At 65.3% G+C, this 18,668-nt stretch carries 19 protein-coding genes and 1 pseudogene; 18 read left to right on the top strand and 2 right to left on the bottom strand.

Features of this window, described 5'->3' with window-relative positions:
- The first annotated feature begins 1 nt into the window (after position 1).
- From H8A92_RS16720 to H8A92_RS16655, 14 genes are all read left to right on the top strand, one after another.
- Positions 2-496 (top strand): universal stress protein, encoded by a 495-nt coding sequence (locus H8A92_RS16720; RefSeq protein WP_229196805.1) that lies wholly within the window; start codon positions 2-4, stop codon positions 494-496.
- Positions 497-641: 145 nt separating this feature from the next.
- Positions 642-1,211, top strand: a complete 570-nt coding sequence (locus H8A92_RS16715) for a NifU family protein (RefSeq protein ID WP_229196804.1) — start codon at positions 642-644, stop codon at positions 1,209-1,211.
- Between the two features lie 160 nt (positions 1,212-1,371).
- Entirely contained in the window at positions 1,372-2,067 is a 696-nt protein-coding gene (gene tsaB, locus H8A92_RS16710) for a tRNA (adenosine(37)-N6)-threonylcarbamoyltransferase complex dimerization subunit type 1 TsaB (RefSeq protein WP_229196803.1), read from the top strand.
- Positions 2,064-2,549 (top strand): ribosomal protein S18-alanine N-acetyltransferase, encoded by a 486-nt coding sequence (gene rimI / locus H8A92_RS16705; protein ID WP_229196802.1) that lies wholly within the window; start codon positions 2,064-2,066, stop codon positions 2,547-2,549. Before tsaB ends, rimI begins: the two co-directional genes overlap by 4 nt.
- 53 nt (positions 2,550-2,602) lie before the next feature.
- The gene (locus H8A92_RS16700) at positions 2,603-3,055 is read left to right on the top strand and encodes a Fur family transcriptional regulator (RefSeq protein ID WP_016840396.1); all 453 of its coding nucleotides are present in this window, start codon (positions 2,603-2,605) and stop codon (positions 3,053-3,055) included.
- 24 nt (positions 3,056-3,079) lie between these two features.
- Positions 3,080-3,778: an HAD family hydrolase gene (locus H8A92_RS16695; RefSeq protein WP_229196801.1), complete on the top strand. Its 699-nt coding sequence runs from the start codon at positions 3,080-3,082 to the stop codon at positions 3,776-3,778.
- 58 nt (positions 3,779-3,836) lie between these two features.
- Positions 3,837-5,225 carry a tRNA (N6-isopentenyl adenosine(37)-C2)-methylthiotransferase MiaB gene (miaB, locus tag H8A92_RS16690; RefSeq protein WP_229196800.1) on the top strand — a complete coding sequence of 463 codons (1,389 nt, stop codon included), beginning with the start codon at positions 3,837-3,839 and terminating at the stop codon, positions 5,223-5,225.
- Positions 5,226-5,290: 65 nt separating this feature from the next.
- A complete protein-coding gene (locus tag H8A92_RS16685; protein ID WP_229196799.1) occupies positions 5,291-6,286 on the top strand; it encodes a PhoH family protein in 996 nt (331 codons plus the stop codon).
- A gap of 68 nt (positions 6,287-6,354) precedes the next feature.
- Complete coding sequence (gene ybeY, locus H8A92_RS16680) at positions 6,355-6,852, top strand: rRNA maturation RNase YbeY (RefSeq protein ID WP_229196798.1); 498 nt, start codon at positions 6,355-6,357, stop codon at positions 6,850-6,852.
- A 1-nt stretch (position 6,853) separates the two neighbouring features.
- The gene (locus H8A92_RS16675; protein WP_229196797.1) at positions 6,854-7,966 is read left to right on the top strand and encodes a hemolysin family protein; all 1,113 of its coding nucleotides are present in this window, start codon (positions 6,854-6,856) and stop codon (positions 7,964-7,966) included.
- A complete protein-coding gene (gene lnt, locus H8A92_RS16670; RefSeq protein WP_229196795.1) occupies positions 7,963-9,576 on the top strand; it encodes an apolipoprotein N-acyltransferase in 1,614 nt (537 codons plus the stop codon). Before H8A92_RS16675 ends, lnt begins: the two co-directional genes overlap by 4 nt.
- A 261-nt stretch (positions 9,577-9,837) precedes the next feature.
- Complete coding sequence (locus tag H8A92_RS16665) at positions 9,838-10,254, top strand: helix-turn-helix domain-containing protein (protein ID WP_163161025.1); 417 nt, start codon at positions 9,838-9,840, stop codon at positions 10,252-10,254.
- Positions 10,255-10,461: 207 nt separating this feature from the next.
- Entirely contained in the window at positions 10,462-11,586 is a 1,125-nt protein-coding gene (locus tag H8A92_RS16660) for a M20 family metallopeptidase (RefSeq protein ID WP_229196794.1), read from the top strand.
- Positions 11,583-12,323, top strand: coding sequence for a tRNA (guanine(46)-N(7))-methyltransferase TrmB (locus H8A92_RS16655; RefSeq protein WP_229196793.1), 741 nt, complete (start codon positions 11,583-11,585; stop codon positions 12,321-12,323). The genes H8A92_RS16660 and H8A92_RS16655 overlap by 4 nt, the downstream gene beginning before the upstream one ends.
- Positions 12,324-12,452: 129 nt before the next feature.
- Here H8A92_RS16655 and H8A92_RS16650 read toward each other — a convergent pair whose 3' ends face one another.
- Positions 12,453-13,295 carry a phytanoyl-CoA dioxygenase family protein gene (locus H8A92_RS16650; RefSeq protein WP_229196792.1) on the bottom strand — a complete coding sequence of 281 codons (843 nt, stop codon included), beginning with the start codon at positions 13,293-13,295 and terminating at the stop codon, positions 12,453-12,455.
- Positions 13,296-13,501: 206 nt separating this feature from the next.
- Positions 13,502-14,572, bottom strand: coding sequence for a DUF2336 domain-containing protein (locus tag H8A92_RS16645; protein ID WP_229196791.1), 1,071 nt, complete (start codon positions 14,570-14,572; stop codon positions 13,502-13,504).
- 347 nt (positions 14,573-14,919) lie between these two features.
- Between H8A92_RS16645 and rimP the strand changes: the two genes are divergently transcribed.
- The 4 genes and pseudogenes from rimP to H8A92_RS16625 form a co-directional block, all read left to right on the top strand.
- Positions 14,920-15,708, top strand: coding sequence for a ribosome maturation factor RimP (gene rimP / locus H8A92_RS16640; RefSeq protein ID WP_229196790.1), 789 nt, complete (start codon positions 14,920-14,922; stop codon positions 15,706-15,708).
- A gap of 3 nt (positions 15,709-15,711) precedes the next feature.
- On the top strand, positions 15,712-17,325 hold the full coding sequence (nusA, locus tag H8A92_RS16635) for a transcription termination factor NusA (protein WP_229196788.1): 1,614 nt from the start codon (positions 15,712-15,714) through the stop codon (positions 17,323-17,325).
- 15 nt (positions 17,326-17,340) lie between these two features.
- Positions 17,341-18,027 (top strand): RNA-binding protein, encoded by a 687-nt coding sequence (locus H8A92_RS16630; RefSeq protein WP_229196787.1) that lies wholly within the window; start codon positions 17,341-17,343, stop codon positions 18,025-18,027.
- A gap of 108 nt (positions 18,028-18,135) precedes the next feature.
- Positions 18,136-18,668, top strand: a pseudogene (locus tag H8A92_RS16625) (translation initiation factor IF-2 associated domain-containing protein); the annotation flags it as partial.

Here is an 18,668-nt window from a genome sequence, read left to right as displayed (position 1 = left end):
CATGACCACCCAGCGACGAAGCTACGAGACAGGTCACAAGCCGAAATGCCTCGTCATCGTTGACGACACCGCGGAATGGGACCGTGCGGTCTATTACGCCAGCCGGTGGGCGATCAGGGTCGGCGGCGGCGTCGTGATGCTGCGGGTAATCGAGACCGAGGACCAGAACCAGCAATGGCTCGGGGTCGCCGACATCATGCGCGCGGAGGCCGAGGAGGCCGCAAACGAGGCGCTCGACCGCGCCGCTGGCCGCGCCAACGGGATCGCCGCCATCACCCCGGAGCGGGTGATTCGCGAGGGTGACCCGACCGAGCAGATCCTCGACGTGATCGAGAACGACGTCGACATCGCGATGCTGGTGCTGGCCGCCAATCCGGGCGCCGAGGGCCCCGGACCGATCATCACCACCATGGCCAATGCCATGGGGGCGTTCCCGATCCCGGTGACCATCGTGCCGGGCGGCCTGACCGATGCCGAGATCGACGCCCTGTCGTAAGCGTAATCGGCCCCGAAACCCGCTCCAGAGCATGGGTACGGCCCTGGAACCGCGGTTTGCAGCTTGATCGCGGGCTTTTTAATTGCCATCTGGTAAGGGAACCCCAACGCGCCGGCCTTGAACCGGCGACGCCGGAGACAGCCAAATGTTCATTCAGACCGAAGCCACGCCCAATCCCGCCACCCTGAAATTCATTCCGGGCCGCCTGGTGCTCGATACCGGCACCATGGAATTTTCCTCGGCCGAATCCGCCGCCCGCTCGCCGCTCGCCGAACGGCTGTTCGCCGTGGCAGGCGTCACCGGCGTGTTCTACGGCGCCGACTTCATCACCGTGACCAAGGCGGACGGCGACTGGCAGCACCTCAAGCCCGCGATCCTCGGCGCGATCATGGAGCATTACATGTCCGGCGCGCCGCTGCTCGCCGACGGTACCGCCGGCAGCGACGACGCGCGCGATGAGGAAGACGAGTTCTTCGACGAAGCCGACGCCGAGACGGTCGAGCAGATCAAGGATTTGATCGAGACCCGGGTGCGTCCGGCGGTTGCCAATGACGGCGGCGACATCACCTTCCGCGGCTTCAAGGACGGCATCGTCTATCTCAACATGAAGGGCTCCTGCGCCGGCTGCCCGTCATCGACCGCAACCTTGCAACACGGCATCCAGAACCTGCTCCGGCACTTCGTGCCCGACGTGCAGGAAGTCCGGCCGATGTAATTTGCACCGGGTGGGCCGGCCAAGCGCGGTCCACCTTCGATACAACACAGCTGTGGTGGGCATGGCACTGCGCGCTTTGCCCACTCCAAAGAGGGGGACGAACAGTGAGCCGGCGAATCGGAAATGGTTCTGACCTTCCGTTCGCCCTGACGTTTGCCCCATGATGATTCTCGCCATCGATACCGCGCTCGACGCCTGCTCCGCGGCCGTGCTCGACACCACCTCCGGCAATACCATCGCCATTGAATCGCAGCCGATGCCGCGCGGCCATGCCGAGGCGCTGATGCCGCTGATCGGACGCGTGATGAAAGAGAGCGGCATCGGCTTTGCCGGGCTCGACCGCATCGCCGTCACCACCGGCCCCGGCAGTTTCACCGGTTTGCGCGTCGGACTCTCGGCCGCGCGCGGCTTGGCGCTGTCCGCGTCGAAGCCGATCGTCGGACTGTCGACGCTCGCCGCTTACGCCGCGCCCGTGGTCGCCGAGAACGGCGCGCATGCCATCCTGTCGGCGATCGATGCGCGGCATGATCATGTCTATTTCCAGCTGGTGGGCGGCGACGGCAGCCCGCTTCTCAAGCCGAAGGTTGCGCCGATCGCAGAGGCGCTGGAAGCCGCGCAGTTCGGCGCGCTGCATCTGGTCGGCAACGCCGCCAATATTCTCGCCGAGCGGTGGCCCGCCGATGCAACGCCGCCAGTGAAGGTCGACAGGCAGCCCGCGCCCGATATTACCTGGGTCGCCTGGGTCGGTGCAGCCGTCGATCCCGACAGCGCGCCGCCGCGGCCGTTCTATCTGCGCGCGCCCGACGCGAAGCCGCCGAAAAACCGGCTCGAAATCAGCACACCGCCATCGACATGATCGGCTTTCTGTCACGATGGTGGGGCGGCAGTCCGCCCGCGGTCGAGCCCGCATCGCTACGCGACGCCGCGCGGCTCGCGCAATTGCACGGCGCATCGTTTCATCGCGGCTGGGGCGAAGGCGAATTCGAGACGATGCTGACCGAGCGCAACACGCTGGTGCACCGGCTGCGGCAGGGACGCAACGTGATCGGCTTTGCGGTCTCGCGAATGGCGGCGGACGAAGCCGAAATCCTGTCGATCGCGATCGATACCGGCCAGCGCGGACGCGGCCTGTCGCGCGACCTGCTGCTGACCCATCTCGGCCATCTTGCCGGCCATGGCATCCGCACCATCTTCCTCGAAGTGGAAGAGAACAACGCGCCGGCGCGACGGCTTTATGAAGGGGCCGGATTCGACGTGATCGGCCGCCGCGAACGCTATTACAAGCAGCCCGGTGAGGAACATTTGAACGCGCTTCTGATGCGGCGCGACTTGTCGTAACATCGGCGCGATGGCAGAACAGCGCCTGCTCTGCTCCTCAAGGCTCTGGGTCCATGACGACGGTGAAAATCACGCCTGCGCAGAAGAATACCGGTATCGAGGCGCGCTGCGCCGCGACGGGCATGCGCATGACCGAACAGCGCCGCGTGATCGCGCGAGTGCTGGCGGAGGCCATGGATCATCCCGACGTCGAGGAACTGTACCGCCGCTGCGTCGCGGTCGACGACAAGATCTCGATCTCGACGGTATACCGCACCGTCAAGCTGTTCGAGGATGCCGGGATCATCGAGCGCCACGACTTCCGTGAAGGCCGCGCGCGTTACGAGCAGATGCCCGAGAGCCATCACGACCACCTGATCAATCTGCGCGACGGCAAGGTGATCGAATTCACCTCCGAGGAGATCGAGAAGCTGCAGGCCGAGATCGCGCGCAAGCTCGGCTACAAGCTGGTCGATCACCGGCTCGAGCTCTATTGCGTCCCGCTCGACGAAGACAGCAAGTCGTAAGCGCGTGCCACGCATCGCCAGACCATGAGCTTCGACCTCGTCATCTTCGATTGCGACGGCGTGCTGGTCGACAGCGAGGTGATCTCCTGTCGCGCGCATGCGGACACGCTGACGCGGCACGGCTTTCCGATCACCCCCGACGGCGTGCTGAAGCGCTTCCTCGGCGTATCCGACCGCGAAGCGCGGCGGATCGTCGAAAACGAGATCGGCCGCGCGCTGCCCGACACCTTCGAGGCCGAGGTCAAGCACGCGACGCTGAGCTTCTATGCCGACGATCTCAGCGCGATCGCGCATGTCGGCGATGCGATCGCCGCGCTCGCCCTGCCGAAATGCGTGGCGTCGAGCGGCACGCCGGAAAAGATCCATCACGGCCTGACCTGCGCCGGGCTCTACGACCGGCTCGCGCCGCATATTTTCTCCGCTACCCAGGTCCAGCGCGGCAAGCCGGCGCCCGATCTCTTCCTGTTCGCCGCCAACCAGATGGGTGCCAACCCCGCGCGCTGCGTCGTGATCGAGGACAGCGTGGCCGGCGTCACCGGCGGTCGTGCCGCCGGGATGACCGTGCTCGGCTTCTACGGCGGCAGCCACTGCACTGGGGAACACGAGGACATGCTGCGCAAGGCCGGCGCAGCCATAACCTTCGCCGATATGCGCCAATTGCCCGATTTGATCGGCCGGGCCGGCCAAAAACACGGCTCGATCGCTGGATTTTCCGCGGTTTAGGCTATATTTGAGCCCCGGCGCCCGGATGGCGCCGTTTCCATTTCGCTCTCAGGGTTCCATGACGACGCCGCGCAAGCTGCACATCAAGTCCTATGGCTGCCAGATGAATGTCTACGATGCGCAACGCATGGTGGACACGCTGGCCGGCGAGGGCTTTGTCGAGACGGCCAGCGCGGAAGAAGCGGATCTGGTGATCCTCAACACCTGCCACATCCGCGAAAAGGCGTCGGAGAAGGTCTATTCCGAACTCGGCCGGCTCCGCGTCGCCAAGGACGAGGCCGCGCGGGCGGGCCGCGAGATGAAGATCGCGGTCGCCGGCTGCGTCGCGCAGGCCGAAGGCGCCGAGATCATCCATCGGGCGCCGACCGTCGATATCGTGGTCGGGCCGCAGAGCTATCATCATCTTCCGGAGCTCTTGAAGCGCGCAAAGGAAAACGGCCGCGCGCTCGAAACCGAATTCCCGGTCGAGGACAAGTTCGGCTTCCTGCCGCAGCCGAAGCCCGATGCGATCCGCGCGCGCGGCATCTCCGCCTTCGTCACGGTGCAGGAGGGTTGCGACAAGTTCTGCACCTTCTGCGTGGTGCCCTATACGCGCGGCGCGGAAGTCTCGCGTCCGGTCGCCAGGATCATCGACGACGTCAAGCAGCTCGCCGACAACGGCGTGCGCGAATTCACCCTGATCGGACAGAACGTCAACGCCTATCACGGCGAAGGCCCCGACGGCCGCATTTGGTCGCTCGGCCGATTGCTGCAACGGATCGCCGAGATTCCCGGCGTCAGGCGGCTGCGCTATTCGACCAGCCATCCGCGCGACGTCGACGACGATTTGATCGCGGCACATCGCGATCTGCCCGAATTGATGCCGTTCGTGCACCTGCCGGTGCAGTCGGGATCGGACCGGATCCTTGCCGCCATGAACCGCAAACATACCGCCGATGACTACCGGCGTGTCATCGACCGGTTCCGGGCTGCACGGCAAGACATTGCTTTTTCATCAGATTTTATCGTGGGCTTCCCCGGAGAGAGCGAGGAAGAATTTTCCGCCACTCTCGCGCTTGTCACGCAAATCGGGTACGCTGCGGCGTATTCATTCAAGTATTCGCCACGGCCAGGCACGCCGGCGGCGGAGATGCGGGAGACGGTGTCAGCAGCCGAGATGGACGAGCGCTTGGGGCGGCTTCAGGAATTGATCGACAGCCAGCAATCGGCCTTCAACCGGGCTGCGATTGGCACAACGGTCGATGTGCTGTTCGAGCGCAACGCGCGCAATCCGGGCCAGATCGTCGGCCGCACCGCCTATCTGCAGCCCGCCCATGTGATGGCTTCGCCCGACATCATCGGCCAGGTCCGCTCCGTGCGGATCGACAGCCTCGAGCGCTACAGCCTGATCGGCGAGCTTGCGACGCAATCCGCACCCGGCATCATTTCGCAGACCATTGGAGCCTGAAATCCTTGCCAAAAAGCGCATCGGATTCGTCTTCGCTCGCTCCCAGCCGCAAACCTGACCGCGACATGCAAATGCCACCTGAGACTCAGGTCGTCATCGATTTCGACGACAACCGCGCCGCATCCGCGCTGGTCGGCCCTTACGGCCAGAATCTGGCGCTGATCGAGCGGCGGCTCGGTGTCGTGGTCGATTCCCGCGGCAATCATCTCACCATCGCGGGCTCCCGCGACGGCTGCGATGCGGCGCGGCGCGTGCTCGAGACGCTCTATGCGCAGGCCGTCGAGGGGCACGACCTCGATCAGGGCGAAGTCGAAGGCGCGATCCGCGCCGTGATCGCCCAAGGCTCGCTGTTCGAGTTCGACAACAAGACCGCAAAGCCGACGTTCGAGACCATCAATCTGCGCAAGCGTCCGGTGCGCGCCCGCACCGCGGCACAGGATTCCTACATCCGCGCGCTGAAGCGGCACGAGCTGGTGTTCGGCATCGGCCCGGCCGGCACCGGCAAGACCTGGCTCGCAGTCGCCCACGCGGCGCAGCTGTTCGAGCGCAAGGAGGTTGATCGCATCATCCTGACGCGGCCTGCGGTCGAAGCTGGCGAGCGGCTCGGCTTCCTGCCCGGCGACCTCAAGGAGAAGGTCGATCCGTATCTGCGCCCGATCTACGATGCGCTGTACGACCTGATGGATGCCCGCGTCGTCGAGCGCGCGCTGCAAGGCAACGAGATCGAGATCGCGCCGCTCGCCTTCATGCGTGGCCGCACCCTGACCAATGCCGCCATCATCCTCGACGAGGCGCAGAACACCACCACGATGCAGATGAAGATGTTCCTGACGCGTCTCGGCGAAAACAGCCGGATGATCGTCACCGGCGACCCGTCGCAGATCGACCTGCCGAACGGGCAGACCTCAGGGCTCGCGGAAGCCGTGAAGCTGCTCGACGGCGTCGAAGGCATCGCGCAGGTGCATTTCAAGGCCGAGGACGTCATCCGCCATGAATTGGTGGCGCGCATCGTGGCCGCCTATGAGGGATTGCCGCAAAAGCCGGCAAACGCCAGATCTTGAGACCAATAGCTTCGGCCGCGAGCCCGGGCGATGCGGGTTCCGGCCATAACGCAGATTTTGAAACGAAGGTGTCTGCTTTTCCTGCAACCGAGGTTCTCGTCACCGCCGAATGCTGGCAGGCCGAGCCCAATGCCGACGCGGTGATTCACCGCGCCATCGAGGCTGCCGCCGAAATCGCCGACGCCGATGTCGCCGACGCCGAGCTTGCGGTGATGCTGACCGACGACGTCGGCATCCGCACGCTGAACGCCAACTGGCGCAGCATCGACAAGCCGACCAACGTGCTGTCGTTTCCGGCATTGCAGCCGGAAGGCTCCGGCGGAGCAGACGATGCTCCGCGCATGCTCGGCGATATCGCGATCGCCTATGAGACGACGCGGCGGGAAGCCGATGAGGAACAGAAGCCGTTCGACCATCATTTGAGTCATCTGGCGGTGCATGGCTTCCTCCATTTGATCGGTTACGACCACGAGAACGACGACGATGCCGAGGACATGGAGGCGCTCGAGCGCGAGATCCTCTCCACCCTCGGCATTCCCGACCCCTATGCGGATCGGATCGCCTGACATGCCGGATTCCGAACCGACCCACGACAATCCGCGCAACGTGAGCAACCTGCCCGCGGTGGTGCATGACGGCGAGGTGCAGCGCCCCGCGGCCGAGGGCTGGCTGGTGCGCGCGATCCGCACGCTGTTCGGCTGGAAGGCCGGATCGGTGCGCGACGATCTGCAGGTGGTGCTCGATGCCTCGACGCCCGACGATGTCGGCTTCTCGGCAATCGAGCGCACCATGCTGCGCAACATCCTGTCGCTGAACGAGCGGCGGATCGCCGACGTCATGGTGCACCGCGCCGACATCGTCGCGGTCAAGCGCGACATTCCGCTCGGCGAGTTGATGAGCCTGTTCGAGAGCGCGGCGCATTCGCGGCTCGTCGTCTACAACGAAACCCTCGACGACCCCGAGGGCATGGTGCACATCCGCGACCTGCTCGCCTTCATGACCGCGAAGGCGCGCGTCACGGAGGCGACCAAGACCAAGCGCAAGAAGCCGTTCCCGGCCGGGCTCGATTTGCGCAGCGTCGACCTCGCGCTGCCGCTGGCGGACGCGAATATCATCCGCAAGCTGCTCTACATCCCGCCGTCGATGCGCGCGATCGACCTCTTGGCGCAGATGCAGGCCTCGCGCATCCATCTTGCGCTGGTGGTCGACGAATATGGCGGCACCGACGGGCTGGTGTCGATCGAGGACATCGTCGAGCAGATCGTCGGCGAGATCGACGACGAGCACGATTCCGACGAGCCGCCGTCGATCGTGCGCCAGCCGGACAACTCCTTCATCGCCGACGCCCGCGCCAGCCTCGATGACGTCCGTTCGGTGATCGGCGAGGACTTCGTCACCGGCGAGGCCGGCGAGGAGGTCGAGACGCTGGGCGGCTATCTCGTGTCGTTCGTCGGCCGGCTGCCGGTGCGCGGCGAGGTGATCTCGGGGCCTGGCCATTACGAGGTCGAGGTGCTCGACGCCGATCCGCGGCGGGTCAAGCGCGTGCGCATCACGACGCGTAAGGAGCGGCCGACGCCGCGGAAGGAACGCGAGCGGCGGCGTGAGCAGACACCGGACTCCGGAAATCCGCAGGCGAATGACAACATGCCGCCGCCCGGCGAGGGAGCCGGTCCGCAGTGAGGCTCTCCGACAAGCTCCGATCGATCGGCCTTGCCGTGATCCTGACCTGGGGATGGAAGCGCGCCGTGCTCGCGCTCGCAGCCGGTGCATTGTCCTCGCTGGCGATGGCACCGTTCAACGCCTGGCCGGTGCTGTTTCTGACATTTTCGATTGCAGTCTGGCTGATTGACGGCAGCGCCGCCGGACGCTGGCGCGGCGTGCCAGCTGCGGCACTGTCGGGCTTCTGGTTCGGCCTCGGCTATTTCGTGCCGGGACTGTACTGGATTGGCATCGCCTTCTTTGTCGATGCTGACACTTTCGCCTGGCTGACGCCGTTCGCAGTGCTCGGCCTGCCGGCCTATCTCGCGCTGTTCACCGCCTTCGGCTTCGCGCTGGCACGGCTGATCTGGCCGCGCGACGCCTCGCGCGTGCTGGCGCTGGCGGTCAGCCTGACGATCTCGGAGTGGCTGCGCGGCCATCTCCTCAGCGGCTTTCCGTGGAATGCGTTCGGCTATGCGCTGACCGAACCACTGGCGCTCGCCCAGACCGCATCGCTGATCGGGCTGTGGGGCATGACGTTCCTGGCCGTCGCGATCTTCGCAAGCCCGGCCGTGCTGATCGACGGCGCCTCACGCGGCCGCAAGCCGTGGCGCGCGCCGGTGGCGGCAGGGCTGGTGCTGGCGGCGATGCTGGCGTTCGGCACCGTTCGGCTGTCCCAGACGCCGACCGCAATGGTCGCCGGCGTCAAGCTCCGCATCATGCAGCCCGATCTGCAGCAGGACGCCAAGTTCAACTACTCCGCCAAGGCGGCGGTGATGCAGAAATATCTCACTCTGTCGGATCGTGCGTCCGGGCCGCACTCCACCGGCGTGAGCGACTCCACCATCCTGATCTGGCCGGAATCCGCGTTTCCGTTCTTCCTGACCAAGGAAGCCGACGCGATGGCGCAGATCGCCGACCTGCTGCCGAAGGGAACCGTGCTGATCACCGGCTCGGTGCGCGCGCCCGATCTGCCGCCCAATGTCCGCATCACGCGCGCCTATAATTCCATCTACGTCATCGACCACGATGGCAGCGTGCTCGCGGTCTACGACAAGCTGCACCTTGTGCCATTCGGCGAATATCTGCCGTTCCAGGACTGGATGGAGAAGATCGGCTTCGTGCAGCTCACCAAGGTGCAGGGCGGCTACATTCCCGGCACGATCCGCCGCACGCTCGATATTCCGAATGCGCCGCGCGCGCTGCCTCTGATCTGCTACGAGGCGATCTTCCCCGGCAATGTCGTGAGCCGCGACGATCGTCCCGGCTGGATCGTCAACGTCACCAATGACGGCTGGTTCGGAGTCTCGACCGGCCCCTATCAACACCTGCAACAGGCCCGGCTGCGCTCGATCGAGGAGGGCCTGCCGCTGGTGCGTGCCGCGAATACGGGCATCTCGGCCGTCATCGACCCGCTCGGCCGAATCGTCTCGCAACTCGGGCTCGGCATCGAAGGCGTGCTCGACGCCGGCCTGCCGGCGGCGATCGCGCCGACGATCTATGCGCGTGCCGGGAACATCCCCGCCGCTGTAATTGTGTTAGTTGCCCTCGCAATCGTATTGCGCAGACGTTTTGTCAGGCGAAAGGCCTGATCGCTGCATATCGCCGGTTGTTGCGAACCCGAAATAACGTCGAAATTTACCTCAGTGTGATTCCACCAGTTGACAGATCGACCGTGCACTTCGCATTGTACGGGTCCACGCGAAATCACAAGCCAAGTCAGCCCCTTTGCGCAAATTGTCCGCATTTCGTCCCGATCCTCCTTGCAGGATTTGACGGCACCGGCGCCTGAGGCATACTCCCCTTCCAACTTGCCTCAGCCACGGGCGCGCAATCCCTTAGGAGAGTTGGAGATGTCCACCAAAGCGCCCAATCCTGTTGACAAATATGTCGGCAGCCGCGTCCGTATGCGACGCATCATGCTCGGCATGAGCCAGGAAAAACTGGGCGAGGCGTTAGGCCTGACGTTCCAGCAGGTGCAGAAATACGAGAAGGGCACCAATCGCGTCGGCGCCAGCCGGCTGCAGCAGATCTCCGAGATCCTGCAGGTGCCGGTCTCCTTCCTGTTCGACGGCGGCCCGAGCGGCGTCAAGACCGCCGACGGCTTCAGCGAGGGATCCTCGCCGACCTATGTCGCCGATTTTCTGGCAACCGCCGAAGGCCTGGCCCTGACCCGCGCCTTCACACGGATTGCGGACGCCAAGCTCCGCCGCAGCATCGTCGAGCTGGTCGAGCAGATCGCGGCGCGCGAGGCGGCCGAACAGGTCTGATTCGGCCATATCCGTTTGAGCGATCGTCAAATCTGGAATATGTCATTCCGGCGTACGTTAAGGCGCGATGCGTTCAGACTGAACGTCATCGCGCTTTAGCTCGTTGTTTGAGCATGATCTTTTCGGAAAGCCGCATCACACTTTCCCGGATCATGCCCTGGCGCGTGCGCGCAATGACAAAGCAAATCCACAGGCGACGATAACAGCATGTCCAGCAACCCGTTCGAAACCACTGTGATCCTCGACGGCATCCGCCGCTGGGTCGAGATCGAGTCTCCGACGGAGCGGCCGGATCAGGTCAACAGACTGGTTGATCTCGTGGCCGCGGGCTACCGCGACCTGCCAGCCACGGTCGAGCGCATCGCAGGACGCGATGGCTGCGGCGATCACCTGGTCGCGCGCTCGTCCTGGGGGCAGGACGCACCGGGCATTCTGGTGTTGAGCCATCTCGACACAGTTCATCCGATGGGATTCATCGAACGGTTACCATTCCAGATCGAAGGCGACAGCGCGTTCGGTCCCGGCATCTACGACATGAAGGGCGGCGCCTACCTCGCCTATCACGCATTCCGGCAGATCTGCGCCGAAGATGCGCGTCCACCGCTCGGCATCACCCAGCTCTACGTATCGGACGAGGAAATCGGCAGCCCGACCTCGCGGGCGCTGATCGAGGCCGAAGGCCGCAAGGCCAAATACGTGCTGGTGACCGAACCGGCGCGTGATGGCGGCAAGATCGTCACTGGGCGCAAGGGCGTCGCGCGCTTCGACGTCAACATCAAGGGCGCGCCGGCGCATGCCGGCACACGCCCCGAGGACGGCCGCAGCGCGATCCGGGAACTCGGCCATGTGATTTTGGCGCTGGAGGGGATGAGCGATCTCAAGCGCGGCGTCACCGTCAATGTCGGCGTGGTCCGCGGCGGTACCAAGCCGAACGTGATCGCCGAAGAGGCCTATGCGGAGGTCGATCTTCGCGTGCCGACCATGGCGGACGCCGACGAGCTGGTACCGAGAATCCTCAGGATCACCTCGCGCACCGAGGGTGTCACCGTGAAGGTGACCGGCGAGCTGAACCGTCCGCCCTACGAGAAGAGCAACGCCGGAGCCGCGCTGTACGAACATGCCAGGGAGCTTGCCGCCGAACTCGGCTTCGAGCTGATCGATGTCTTCACCGGCGGCGGCTCCGACGGCAATTTCACCGCGCCGCACACCGCGACTCTCGACGGCCTCGGCGTCGACGGCAAGGGCGCGCATACCCATTACGAGCAGCTCTACGTCTCGTCGATCGAGCCGCGCGCGCGGCTGCTCCACCGCCTCTATCAGACGCTGCGATGACACCAGCTCCGAACGACAGCGGCGATCGCGATTCCCGGGACGACGGCGCGATGGCCCATTCGCGCGGCTCGTTCTTCGGGCGACGCAAGGGCCACAAGCTGCGTCCACACCAGGCCGACCTGATCGACACGCTGCTGCCGCATCTTTCGGTCGATATCTCGGCACCCGCACCCGAAGCGCTGACCGAATTGTTCGATGACGGCATCGAGAATGTCAGGCTCGAGATCGGCTTCGGCGGGGGCGAGCATTTGATCGCGGAAGCGCAGGCATTTCCTGCGACCGGCTTCATCGGCTGCGAGCCCTATGTCAACGGGATGGCCAAGATCCTGACCCAGATCGAGGCGCAGAACATCGGCAACATCCGCCTGTTCGCCGGCGACGCCGCCGAGCTGCTGGCCTGGGCGCCGCCGCGCTCGCTCGCGCGCATCGACCTGATCCATCCCGACCCGTGGCCGAAGCGGCGGCACTGGAAGCGGCGCTTCGTGCAGGATGCGACGGTTGCGGCGATGACGCGGTTGCTGCCGCCGGGCGGCGAATTCCGCTTCGTCAGCGATATCGACGACTACTGCGCCTGGACGCTGGCACATCTGATGCGCTCGCCCGACTTCGCCTGGCTCGCCGAGCGCGCGATCGACTGGCTCGAGCCGTGGCCGAACTACACGATGACGCGCTACGGGGCCAAGGCCGAGCGCGAGGGCCGCAAGGCGGCGTATCTGAGGTTTCGGCGATTGGGCTAGTCGTCATTCCGGGGCGTGCGAAGCACGAGCCCCGGAATCCATTGCGCCAGATGCGCAAGCGGAGAAATGGTTCTCAGATGCGCAATTGCGCATCGTAGCTCGGTGCGCGAGCCCCGGAATGACGATCAGCTATCCCTGCCCTGCAAGCCGCGCCTTCCTGACGTCGGTCGCCTCCCACACCATGCGCTTGCCGCGCTCGCGACCGAGCAGCTCGATCGGATCGTGATTGTCGATGTGGCCGAACTGGCCCTTGTAGACGCTGTAACCGCACAATTCCTGCAAGCGGCGTGGAAAGCGCGCCGCGGTCTCGCGCGGAATCCCGAGCTGGAGATTCTCCTGCTGGCGCATCCAGCCCCAGCAATAGGCGCAGGAGAACGCAAAGCGCCTGCCGTCGCTGGTGTTGGCGCCGCCGCCATGCCACAGCGCGCTGTCGAACAGCATCACGCTGCCGGCCGGCATCGTCGCGGTGACCGCGTCGTAATCCTTGCCGTATTCCGGCGACGAATCGAATGTGTGGCTGCGCGGAATGATCCGCGTCGCGCCGTTGTCGTCGCGGAAATCGGACAGCGCCCAGATCGCATTGATCGTGATCGGAATGTGCGGCCGCGGCAACGGAATCAGTTGGGTGTCTTCGTGGATCGGCTGCGCGACCTCGCCGGGGCCGAGCACCAGCGAGCAGAACGACGACAGCAGGCATTCCCTGTCCAGCACGCGTTCGACCACCGGCAGCACGTTTTCATGCAGCGGCACCTCCCAGAACAGATCGTCATAGGTCAGGAGGTTGTTGATACGCAGCGTCTTGAAACCTTCGAACGACGTCCGGGCCAGGCCGAGATTGTGCTCGTTCTCGATCCTCAACACCGCCGCCTTCAGCCCCTCGACCAGATCCGGCGAGGCGGCGCGCTCGATCACGGTGTATCCGTCGTCGCGGATCCGCTCGGCGTGCGATTGGATGTCGGCGTCCGTCAGCATGGCGATCTCCCCGTTGGCGCCGTGTCGCGCCTTGCGGAAAGCATAGCGGGCCGCTTCAGGTTTTGGGAAGCAATTTTCGGCGCTGCTGCTCAGCCTCGTCATTGCGAGCGAAGCGAAGCAATCCATTCTTCCGCTTGTTGCGACATGGATTGCTTCGTCGCTTCGCTCCTCGCAATGACGGGGAGAGAGTTAGCCCGACCCTCGGGCTATCGCGACTTCCAGAAATCCACGACGCGCTGCGCGGTCGATGGCATCAGGCGAACGAAATTCACCCGCGCCCCTTCGATATCGGCCGGTGACGGCACGCGGTTGGACCCGAGCCGCATCAGGATCAGGGCGCGCACCGTCGGCCATTCGAAGCCGATCGTCTTGCCGGCGATCAGGATCGGATCGTAGCGATCGCCGGAGATCAGGCGATCGAGCGTGACGATCTTCACGTTGGTCATCGCGGCAAGCGCGGCCACGCATTCCTCGTATTTGAAGGCCTTTGCGAAGCCTGTCACCGCCGCCTCGTTCAATTCGCCGGCGCGATGCAGCGCCATGATCGTGCGCTGCGCGGCCGCGAAATCGCGGCCCTCGACTTGCGCGACGACGCCTTCGATCTCGCTCATCGCCAGCTTGATCTCGGCCTGCCGTTCCGGCTTGGCGACGACATGCAGACGGCGGCGGATCACATCGATCGAACCGGCCAGCAGGTTCTTCAAATGCGCCGGAGGAAGATCATCACGGCGGCCGATCCGCAACGTCAGCACGCCGTCCTGGCCGGCGCGGCGCACCAGCGTCGCGAAGGACGCGTCCGAGAACGCGGCGCCTGCATTGCCGGCCGCGCATCGGATCACGTCGCGATCGCCACGGCGAACGATGACGTCGGTCAGCGCGGTCGAGAGCTTCGACCGCTCGGCCATTGCAAGCAGATGGCCCTGGCCCTTGGCATTGGCGATCTCGACCAACACCTTCTCGTCGATCACCGGTGATCGGCGCAGCACCGGCCCCGCGATCGCGACCTCGTCCTCGCGGGCGAGTTGTCCGACCAGCTGCCGGGGCGCGTTGGCGAGCGGCGCGAGCCGTTCGGCGAGATCGATCCGCGCAGCAAGCTCGGCATGCGGCACCAGGCTGGTCAGCACCCCGTCGAACAGGTCGATATGGTCGGGGCGAAAGCTCCCGGCGCCCTGCAGGAACAGCTCGCCGAGCCGGCGCGCGGCCTCTGCGCGGCGCTTGGGGTCGCCACGGCGAACGATATCGTCGAGTTCCGGGATCAGCGCTGGGGCTGTCGTCATGAGCCTTGTCCAACCGGCGACTTCTGCCGATTTTCGGCAATCTATGGTCCCGTTCGTAAACGGAGGGTTAGATCAAACCTGGACCCGGAGGGCCGCTAAATCGCCTTCCGCCTGATACGGAGGCCTTGCCGGACCCCGGCAAAAGAGCTATATCCACCGCAACTTATGGTATCTCATACGATCGCGTAGGAGAGTGGGCCCCCCGGGACCCGCTCTTTTTTATTACCCGACGGGACCCAGCGAGGCCGGATCCAGTTTGGGTAGCGTTAGCGGCCCCTTAAGGCCACCTGAACAACACAACAGACCTCAGCAGCCTTTAAAACCTTAGACAGCCTTTGACACTGGATATGACCGATCCGACCGCCACGTCCGTGGACACCGAACTGCTCGCCGAGCCGCGGCTCGTCGTCGAGCCCGGGGTCGCGGCCCGCGTCGCCGCGGTCGCCGTCCCGGTGCTGCAGGGCATGGGCTACCGCCTGGTGCGCATCAAGGTCTCGGGCGATGCCGGTTGCACCGTGCAGATCATGGCGGAACGGCCCGACGGCTCGATGCAGCTCGAGGATTGCGAGGCGATCTCGCGTGCGTTGTCGCCGGTGCTCGATGTCGCCGACCCGATCGAGCGCGCCTACCGGCTGGAGATTTCATCGCCCGGCATCGATCGCCCGCTGGTGCGCCGTTCCGATTTCGAGCGCTACACCGGGCATCTCGTGAAGGTCGAGATGGCGGTGCCGCATCAGGGCCGCAAGCGGTTCCGCGGCCTGCTCGCCGGTGTCGAGGGCGATGTGGTGCGCATCAAGCGCGACGATCCGCGTCCCACTGAGGACGCCGAGGTCCTGCTGGTGATGGAGGACATCTCGGACGCGCGGCTGGTGCTGACCGACGAGCTGATCGAGGAATCGATGCGCCGCGGCAAGGCCGCCGAGCGCGATTTGCGCCGCGAGCTCGGCCTCGCGCCGCCGCAGCCGGCCCACGCCAGGAAGAGCGATCCCGCGAAGAGCCAAAAGCCGAAGCCCAAATCCGATCACAAGCCTGGTCAAAAGCCCGGCAACAAGCCGGCCCCGACCAACACCAAAAAGCACCGCCTGGCCGCCGAGCGCGCGCGCCGTGGCGAGACCGATCCATTCGAAGGAGACTAAGCCATGGCAGTCAGCGCCAACAAACTCGAACTGCTGCAGATCGCAGACGCAGTTGCGCGCGAAAAGTCGATCGACCGCTCCATCGTGATCGCGGCGATGGAAGACGCCATCGCCAAGGCCGCCCGCGCCCGTTACGGCAGCGAGACCGACGTCCATGCCGAGATCGATGCCAAGAAGGGCGAGCTCCGGCTGACCCGCCACATGCTGGTGGTCGATGTCGTCGAAAACTCGTCGAACCAGATTTCGCTGCACGATGCACAGCGCGCCAATCCGGGCGCCCAGGTCGGCGACACCATCGCCGACACGCTGCCGCCGCTGGAGTATGGCCGCATCGCCGCACAGTCGGCCAAGCAGGTGATCGTGCAGAAGGTGCGCGAGGCCGAGCGCGACCGGCAGTACCAGGAATTCAAGGACCGCATCGGCGATATCGTCAACGGCATCGTCAAGCGTGTCGAATATGGCAGTGTGATCGTCGATCTCGGCCGTGGCGAAGCGATCGTGCGCCGCGACGAGATGCTGCCGCGCGAAGTGTTCCGCAACGGCGACCGCGTCCGCGCCTATATCTTCGACGTCCGCCGCGAGACCCGCGGTCCGCAGATTTTCCTGTCGCGCACCCATCCGCAGTTCATGGCGAAGCTGTTCGCGCAGGAAGTGCCGGAGATCTACGACGGCATCGTCGAGATCAAGGCGGTCGCCCGCGACCCCGGTTCGCGCGCCAAGATCGGCGTGATCTCGCGCGATTCCTCGGTCGACCCGGTCGGCGCCTGCGTCGGCATGCGCGGCTCCCGCGTGCAGGCCGTGGTCAACGAGCTGCAGGGCGAGAAGATCGACATCATTCCGTGGTCGCCGGATATCGCGACCTTCGTCGTCAACGCGCTGGCGCCGGCTGAAGTCGCCAAGGTCGTGATCGACGAGGACCGCGAGCGCATCGAGGTCGTGGTTCCCGACACCAACAACCAGCTGTCGCTGGCGATCGGCCGCCGCGGCCAGAACGTTCGCCTCGCCTCGCAGCTGACCGGCTGGGACATCGACATCCTGACCGAGCAGGAAGAGTCTGAGCGCCGCCAGGCCGACTTCGAGAACTCGACCCGCGTGTTCATGGAAGCGCTCAACGTCGACGAGGTGGTCGGCCAGCTGCTCGCCTCCGAAGGCTTCACCTCGGTCGAGGAACTCGCACTGGTCGACGTCAAGGAACTCGCCGGCATCGAAGGTTTCGACGAGGAGACCGCCACCGAACTGCAGACCCGCGCCCGCGAATATCTGGAACAGCTCGAGGCCGAGCTGGAGGCCAAGCGCAAGGAACTCGGCGTCGAGGACGCCATGAAGGACGTACCCGGCATCACTGGCAAGATGCTGGTGAAGCTCGGCGAGAACGACGTGAAGACCGTCGAAGATCTCGCCGGCTGCGCCACCGACGATCTGGTCGGCTGGACCGAGCGCAAGGAAGGCGGCGAGCCGACCAAGCACGCCGGGTTCCTCGACGGCATCGAGGTCTCGCGCGACGAGGCCGAGGCCATGATCATGCAGGCCCGTCTGAAGGCCGGCTGGATCACCGAGGCCGACCTCGCCAAGCCTGCTGAGGAGGCCGAGGCCGCCGAAGCAGAAACGGCGTCGTAAGGAGATGCCCCAAGGATGCTCGCTCAGGCTGACCCCGATCTCGACGATGGACCGCGGACGCAGAAGTCCGCGACCACGCGGATGTGCGCGGTCAGCCGCGAGGTGCGTCCGCTCGACGAGCTGATCCGGTTCGTCGTCGCGCCCACGGGCGAGGTGATCCCGGACCTCAAGCGCAAGCTTCCGGGCCGCGGAATGTGGATTTCCGCATCGCGGCGCAGTGTTGCGGAAGCGGTCCGCCGTCACCAATTTAGCAAGGGATTCAAGCGCGATGTCCGTGTCGCGCCGACCCTTCCCGCCGACACCGACACCCTCCTGGTGCGCAGCCTCACGGAGGCTCTGGCGATGGCCGCCAAGGCCGGTCAGGTCGTCTCGGGCTTCGGCAAGGTCGAGGATGCGCTCAACCGGAACGAAACTGCAGCCCTGATCCACGCTTTAGACGGCGCCGCGGACGGAATCCGCAAATTGGACGCGATCATGCGGCAAAGGGGCGAAAAACGTGGTGAATCGCTGGTAATCCCGGTCGTCAATGTTTTGACGTCGGAAGAATTGGATTTGGCACTTGGGCGGTCAAATGTGATACATGCTGCGCTGCTCGCGGGCCCGGCGAGCAAGACGTTCCTGTCGCGCTGCCAGATGCTGGTCCGATACCGGATGGCCGACGACGACAAGACCGCCGAAGCGGCCAGAAATTCCAGAGCCTGATCCAGGAAGGCGGACGCCGTCTTTCCGACCGGATCATGCTCAGCAAACGAAGACACGTTGAAGGATTTGTGCGGCGAACGCACAGCGAAACGAGATTAGGACTGCTGAATGGTTGATACCAAGACTCCTGGCGACAAGACCCTGAGTGTTCCGAGCAAGACGTTGTCGCTGAAGCCGCGCGTCGAGACGGGCACCGTGCGCCAGAGCTTCAGCCACGGCCGGACCAAGCAGGTCGTGGTCGAGAAGCGTGGCAAGCGCCGCGTCGGCGGCGATGGCCCCGGCGAGGCGCATGTGCCGGAACCCGCGGTTGCAAAGCCCGCGGCGCCGCCGCCTGCCGCCAAGCCGCCGATGGGCCGCCCTTCCGGGCCACCTTCCGGGCAGCAGCAGCGTAACACCCGCTCCGGCGTGGTGCTGCCGACCTTGACGGAAGACGAGCGTTCCGCGCGTGCCAGCGCCCTGGCCGATGCGCGGCAGCGCGACATCGAGGAGCGCCGCCAGGCCGAAGAGGAAGCCAAGCGCCGCGCCATCCGCGAAGCCGCCGAGAAGGCCGACCGCGAGGCCGCCGAGACCCGCCGCAAGGCGGAAGAGGAGCGCCACGCCACGAGGAAGAGGCCAAGCGCAAGGCCGAAGTCGAGGCCAAG

The sequence above is a fragment of the Bradyrhizobium acaciae genome (assembly GCF_020889785.1).
Classification (GTDB): Bacteria; Pseudomonadota; Alphaproteobacteria; order Rhizobiales; family Xanthobacteraceae; genus Bradyrhizobium; species Bradyrhizobium acaciae.
Note: the sequence above shows the minus strand (reverse complement) of the source record. Positions and strands in the feature narration are given on the sequence as shown.

Bases quoted from the DNA above. Each gene is read 5' to 3' on its own strand.
- H8A92_RS16630 (WP_229196787.1), top strand. From the start codon at position 17,341: ATGCTCGCTCAGGCTGACCCCGATCTCGACGATGGACCGCGGACGCAG.
- H8A92_RS16665 (WP_163161025.1), top strand. From the start codon at position 9,838: ATGTCCACCAAAGCGCCCAATCCTGTTGACAAATATGTCGGCAGCCGC.
- rimI (WP_229196802.1), top strand. From the start codon at position 2,064: ATGATCGGCTTTCTGTCACGATGGTGGGGCGGCAGTCCGCCCGCGGTC.
- rimP (WP_229196790.1), top strand. From the start codon at position 14,920: ATGACCGATCCGACCGCCACGTCCGTGGACACCGAACTGCTCGCCGAG.
- H8A92_RS16700 (WP_016840396.1), top strand. From the start codon at position 2,603: ATGACGACGGTGAAAATCACGCCTGCGCAGAAGAATACCGGTATCGAG.
- H8A92_RS16650 (WP_229196792.1), bottom strand. From the start codon at position 13,295: ATGCTGACGGACGCCGACATCCAATCGCACGCCGAGCGGATCCGCGAC.
- miaB (WP_229196800.1), top strand. From the start codon at position 3,837: ATGACGACGCCGCGCAAGCTGCACATCAAGTCCTATGGCTGCCAGATG.
- H8A92_RS16675 (WP_229196797.1), top strand. From the start codon at position 6,854: ATGCCGGATTCCGAACCGACCCACGACAATCCGCGCAACGTGAGCAAC.
- H8A92_RS16695 (WP_229196801.1), top strand. From the start codon at position 3,080: ATGAGCTTCGACCTCGTCATCTTCGATTGCGACGGCGTGCTGGTCGAC.
- tsaB (WP_229196803.1), top strand. From the start codon at position 1,372: ATGATGATTCTCGCCATCGATACCGCGCTCGACGCCTGCTCCGCGGCC.
- nusA (WP_229196788.1), top strand. From the start codon at position 15,712: ATGGCAGTCAGCGCCAACAAACTCGAACTGCTGCAGATCGCAGACGCA.
- H8A92_RS16645 (WP_229196791.1), bottom strand. From the start codon at position 14,572: ATGACGACAGCCCCAGCGCTGATCCCGGAACTCGACGATATCGTTCGC.
- H8A92_RS16660 (WP_229196794.1), top strand. From the start codon at position 10,462: ATGTCCAGCAACCCGTTCGAAACCACTGTGATCCTCGACGGCATCCGC.
- H8A92_RS16715 (WP_229196804.1), top strand. From the start codon at position 642: ATGTTCATTCAGACCGAAGCCACGCCCAATCCCGCCACCCTGAAATTC.
- H8A92_RS16655 (WP_229196793.1), top strand. From the start codon at position 11,583: ATGACACCAGCTCCGAACGACAGCGGCGATCGCGATTCCCGGGACGAC.
- H8A92_RS16685 (WP_229196799.1), top strand. From the start codon at position 5,291: ATGCAAATGCCACCTGAGACTCAGGTCGTCATCGATTTCGACGACAAC.
- H8A92_RS16720 (WP_229196805.1), top strand. From the start codon at position 2: ATGACCACCCAGCGACGAAGCTACGAGACAGGTCACAAGCCGAAATGC.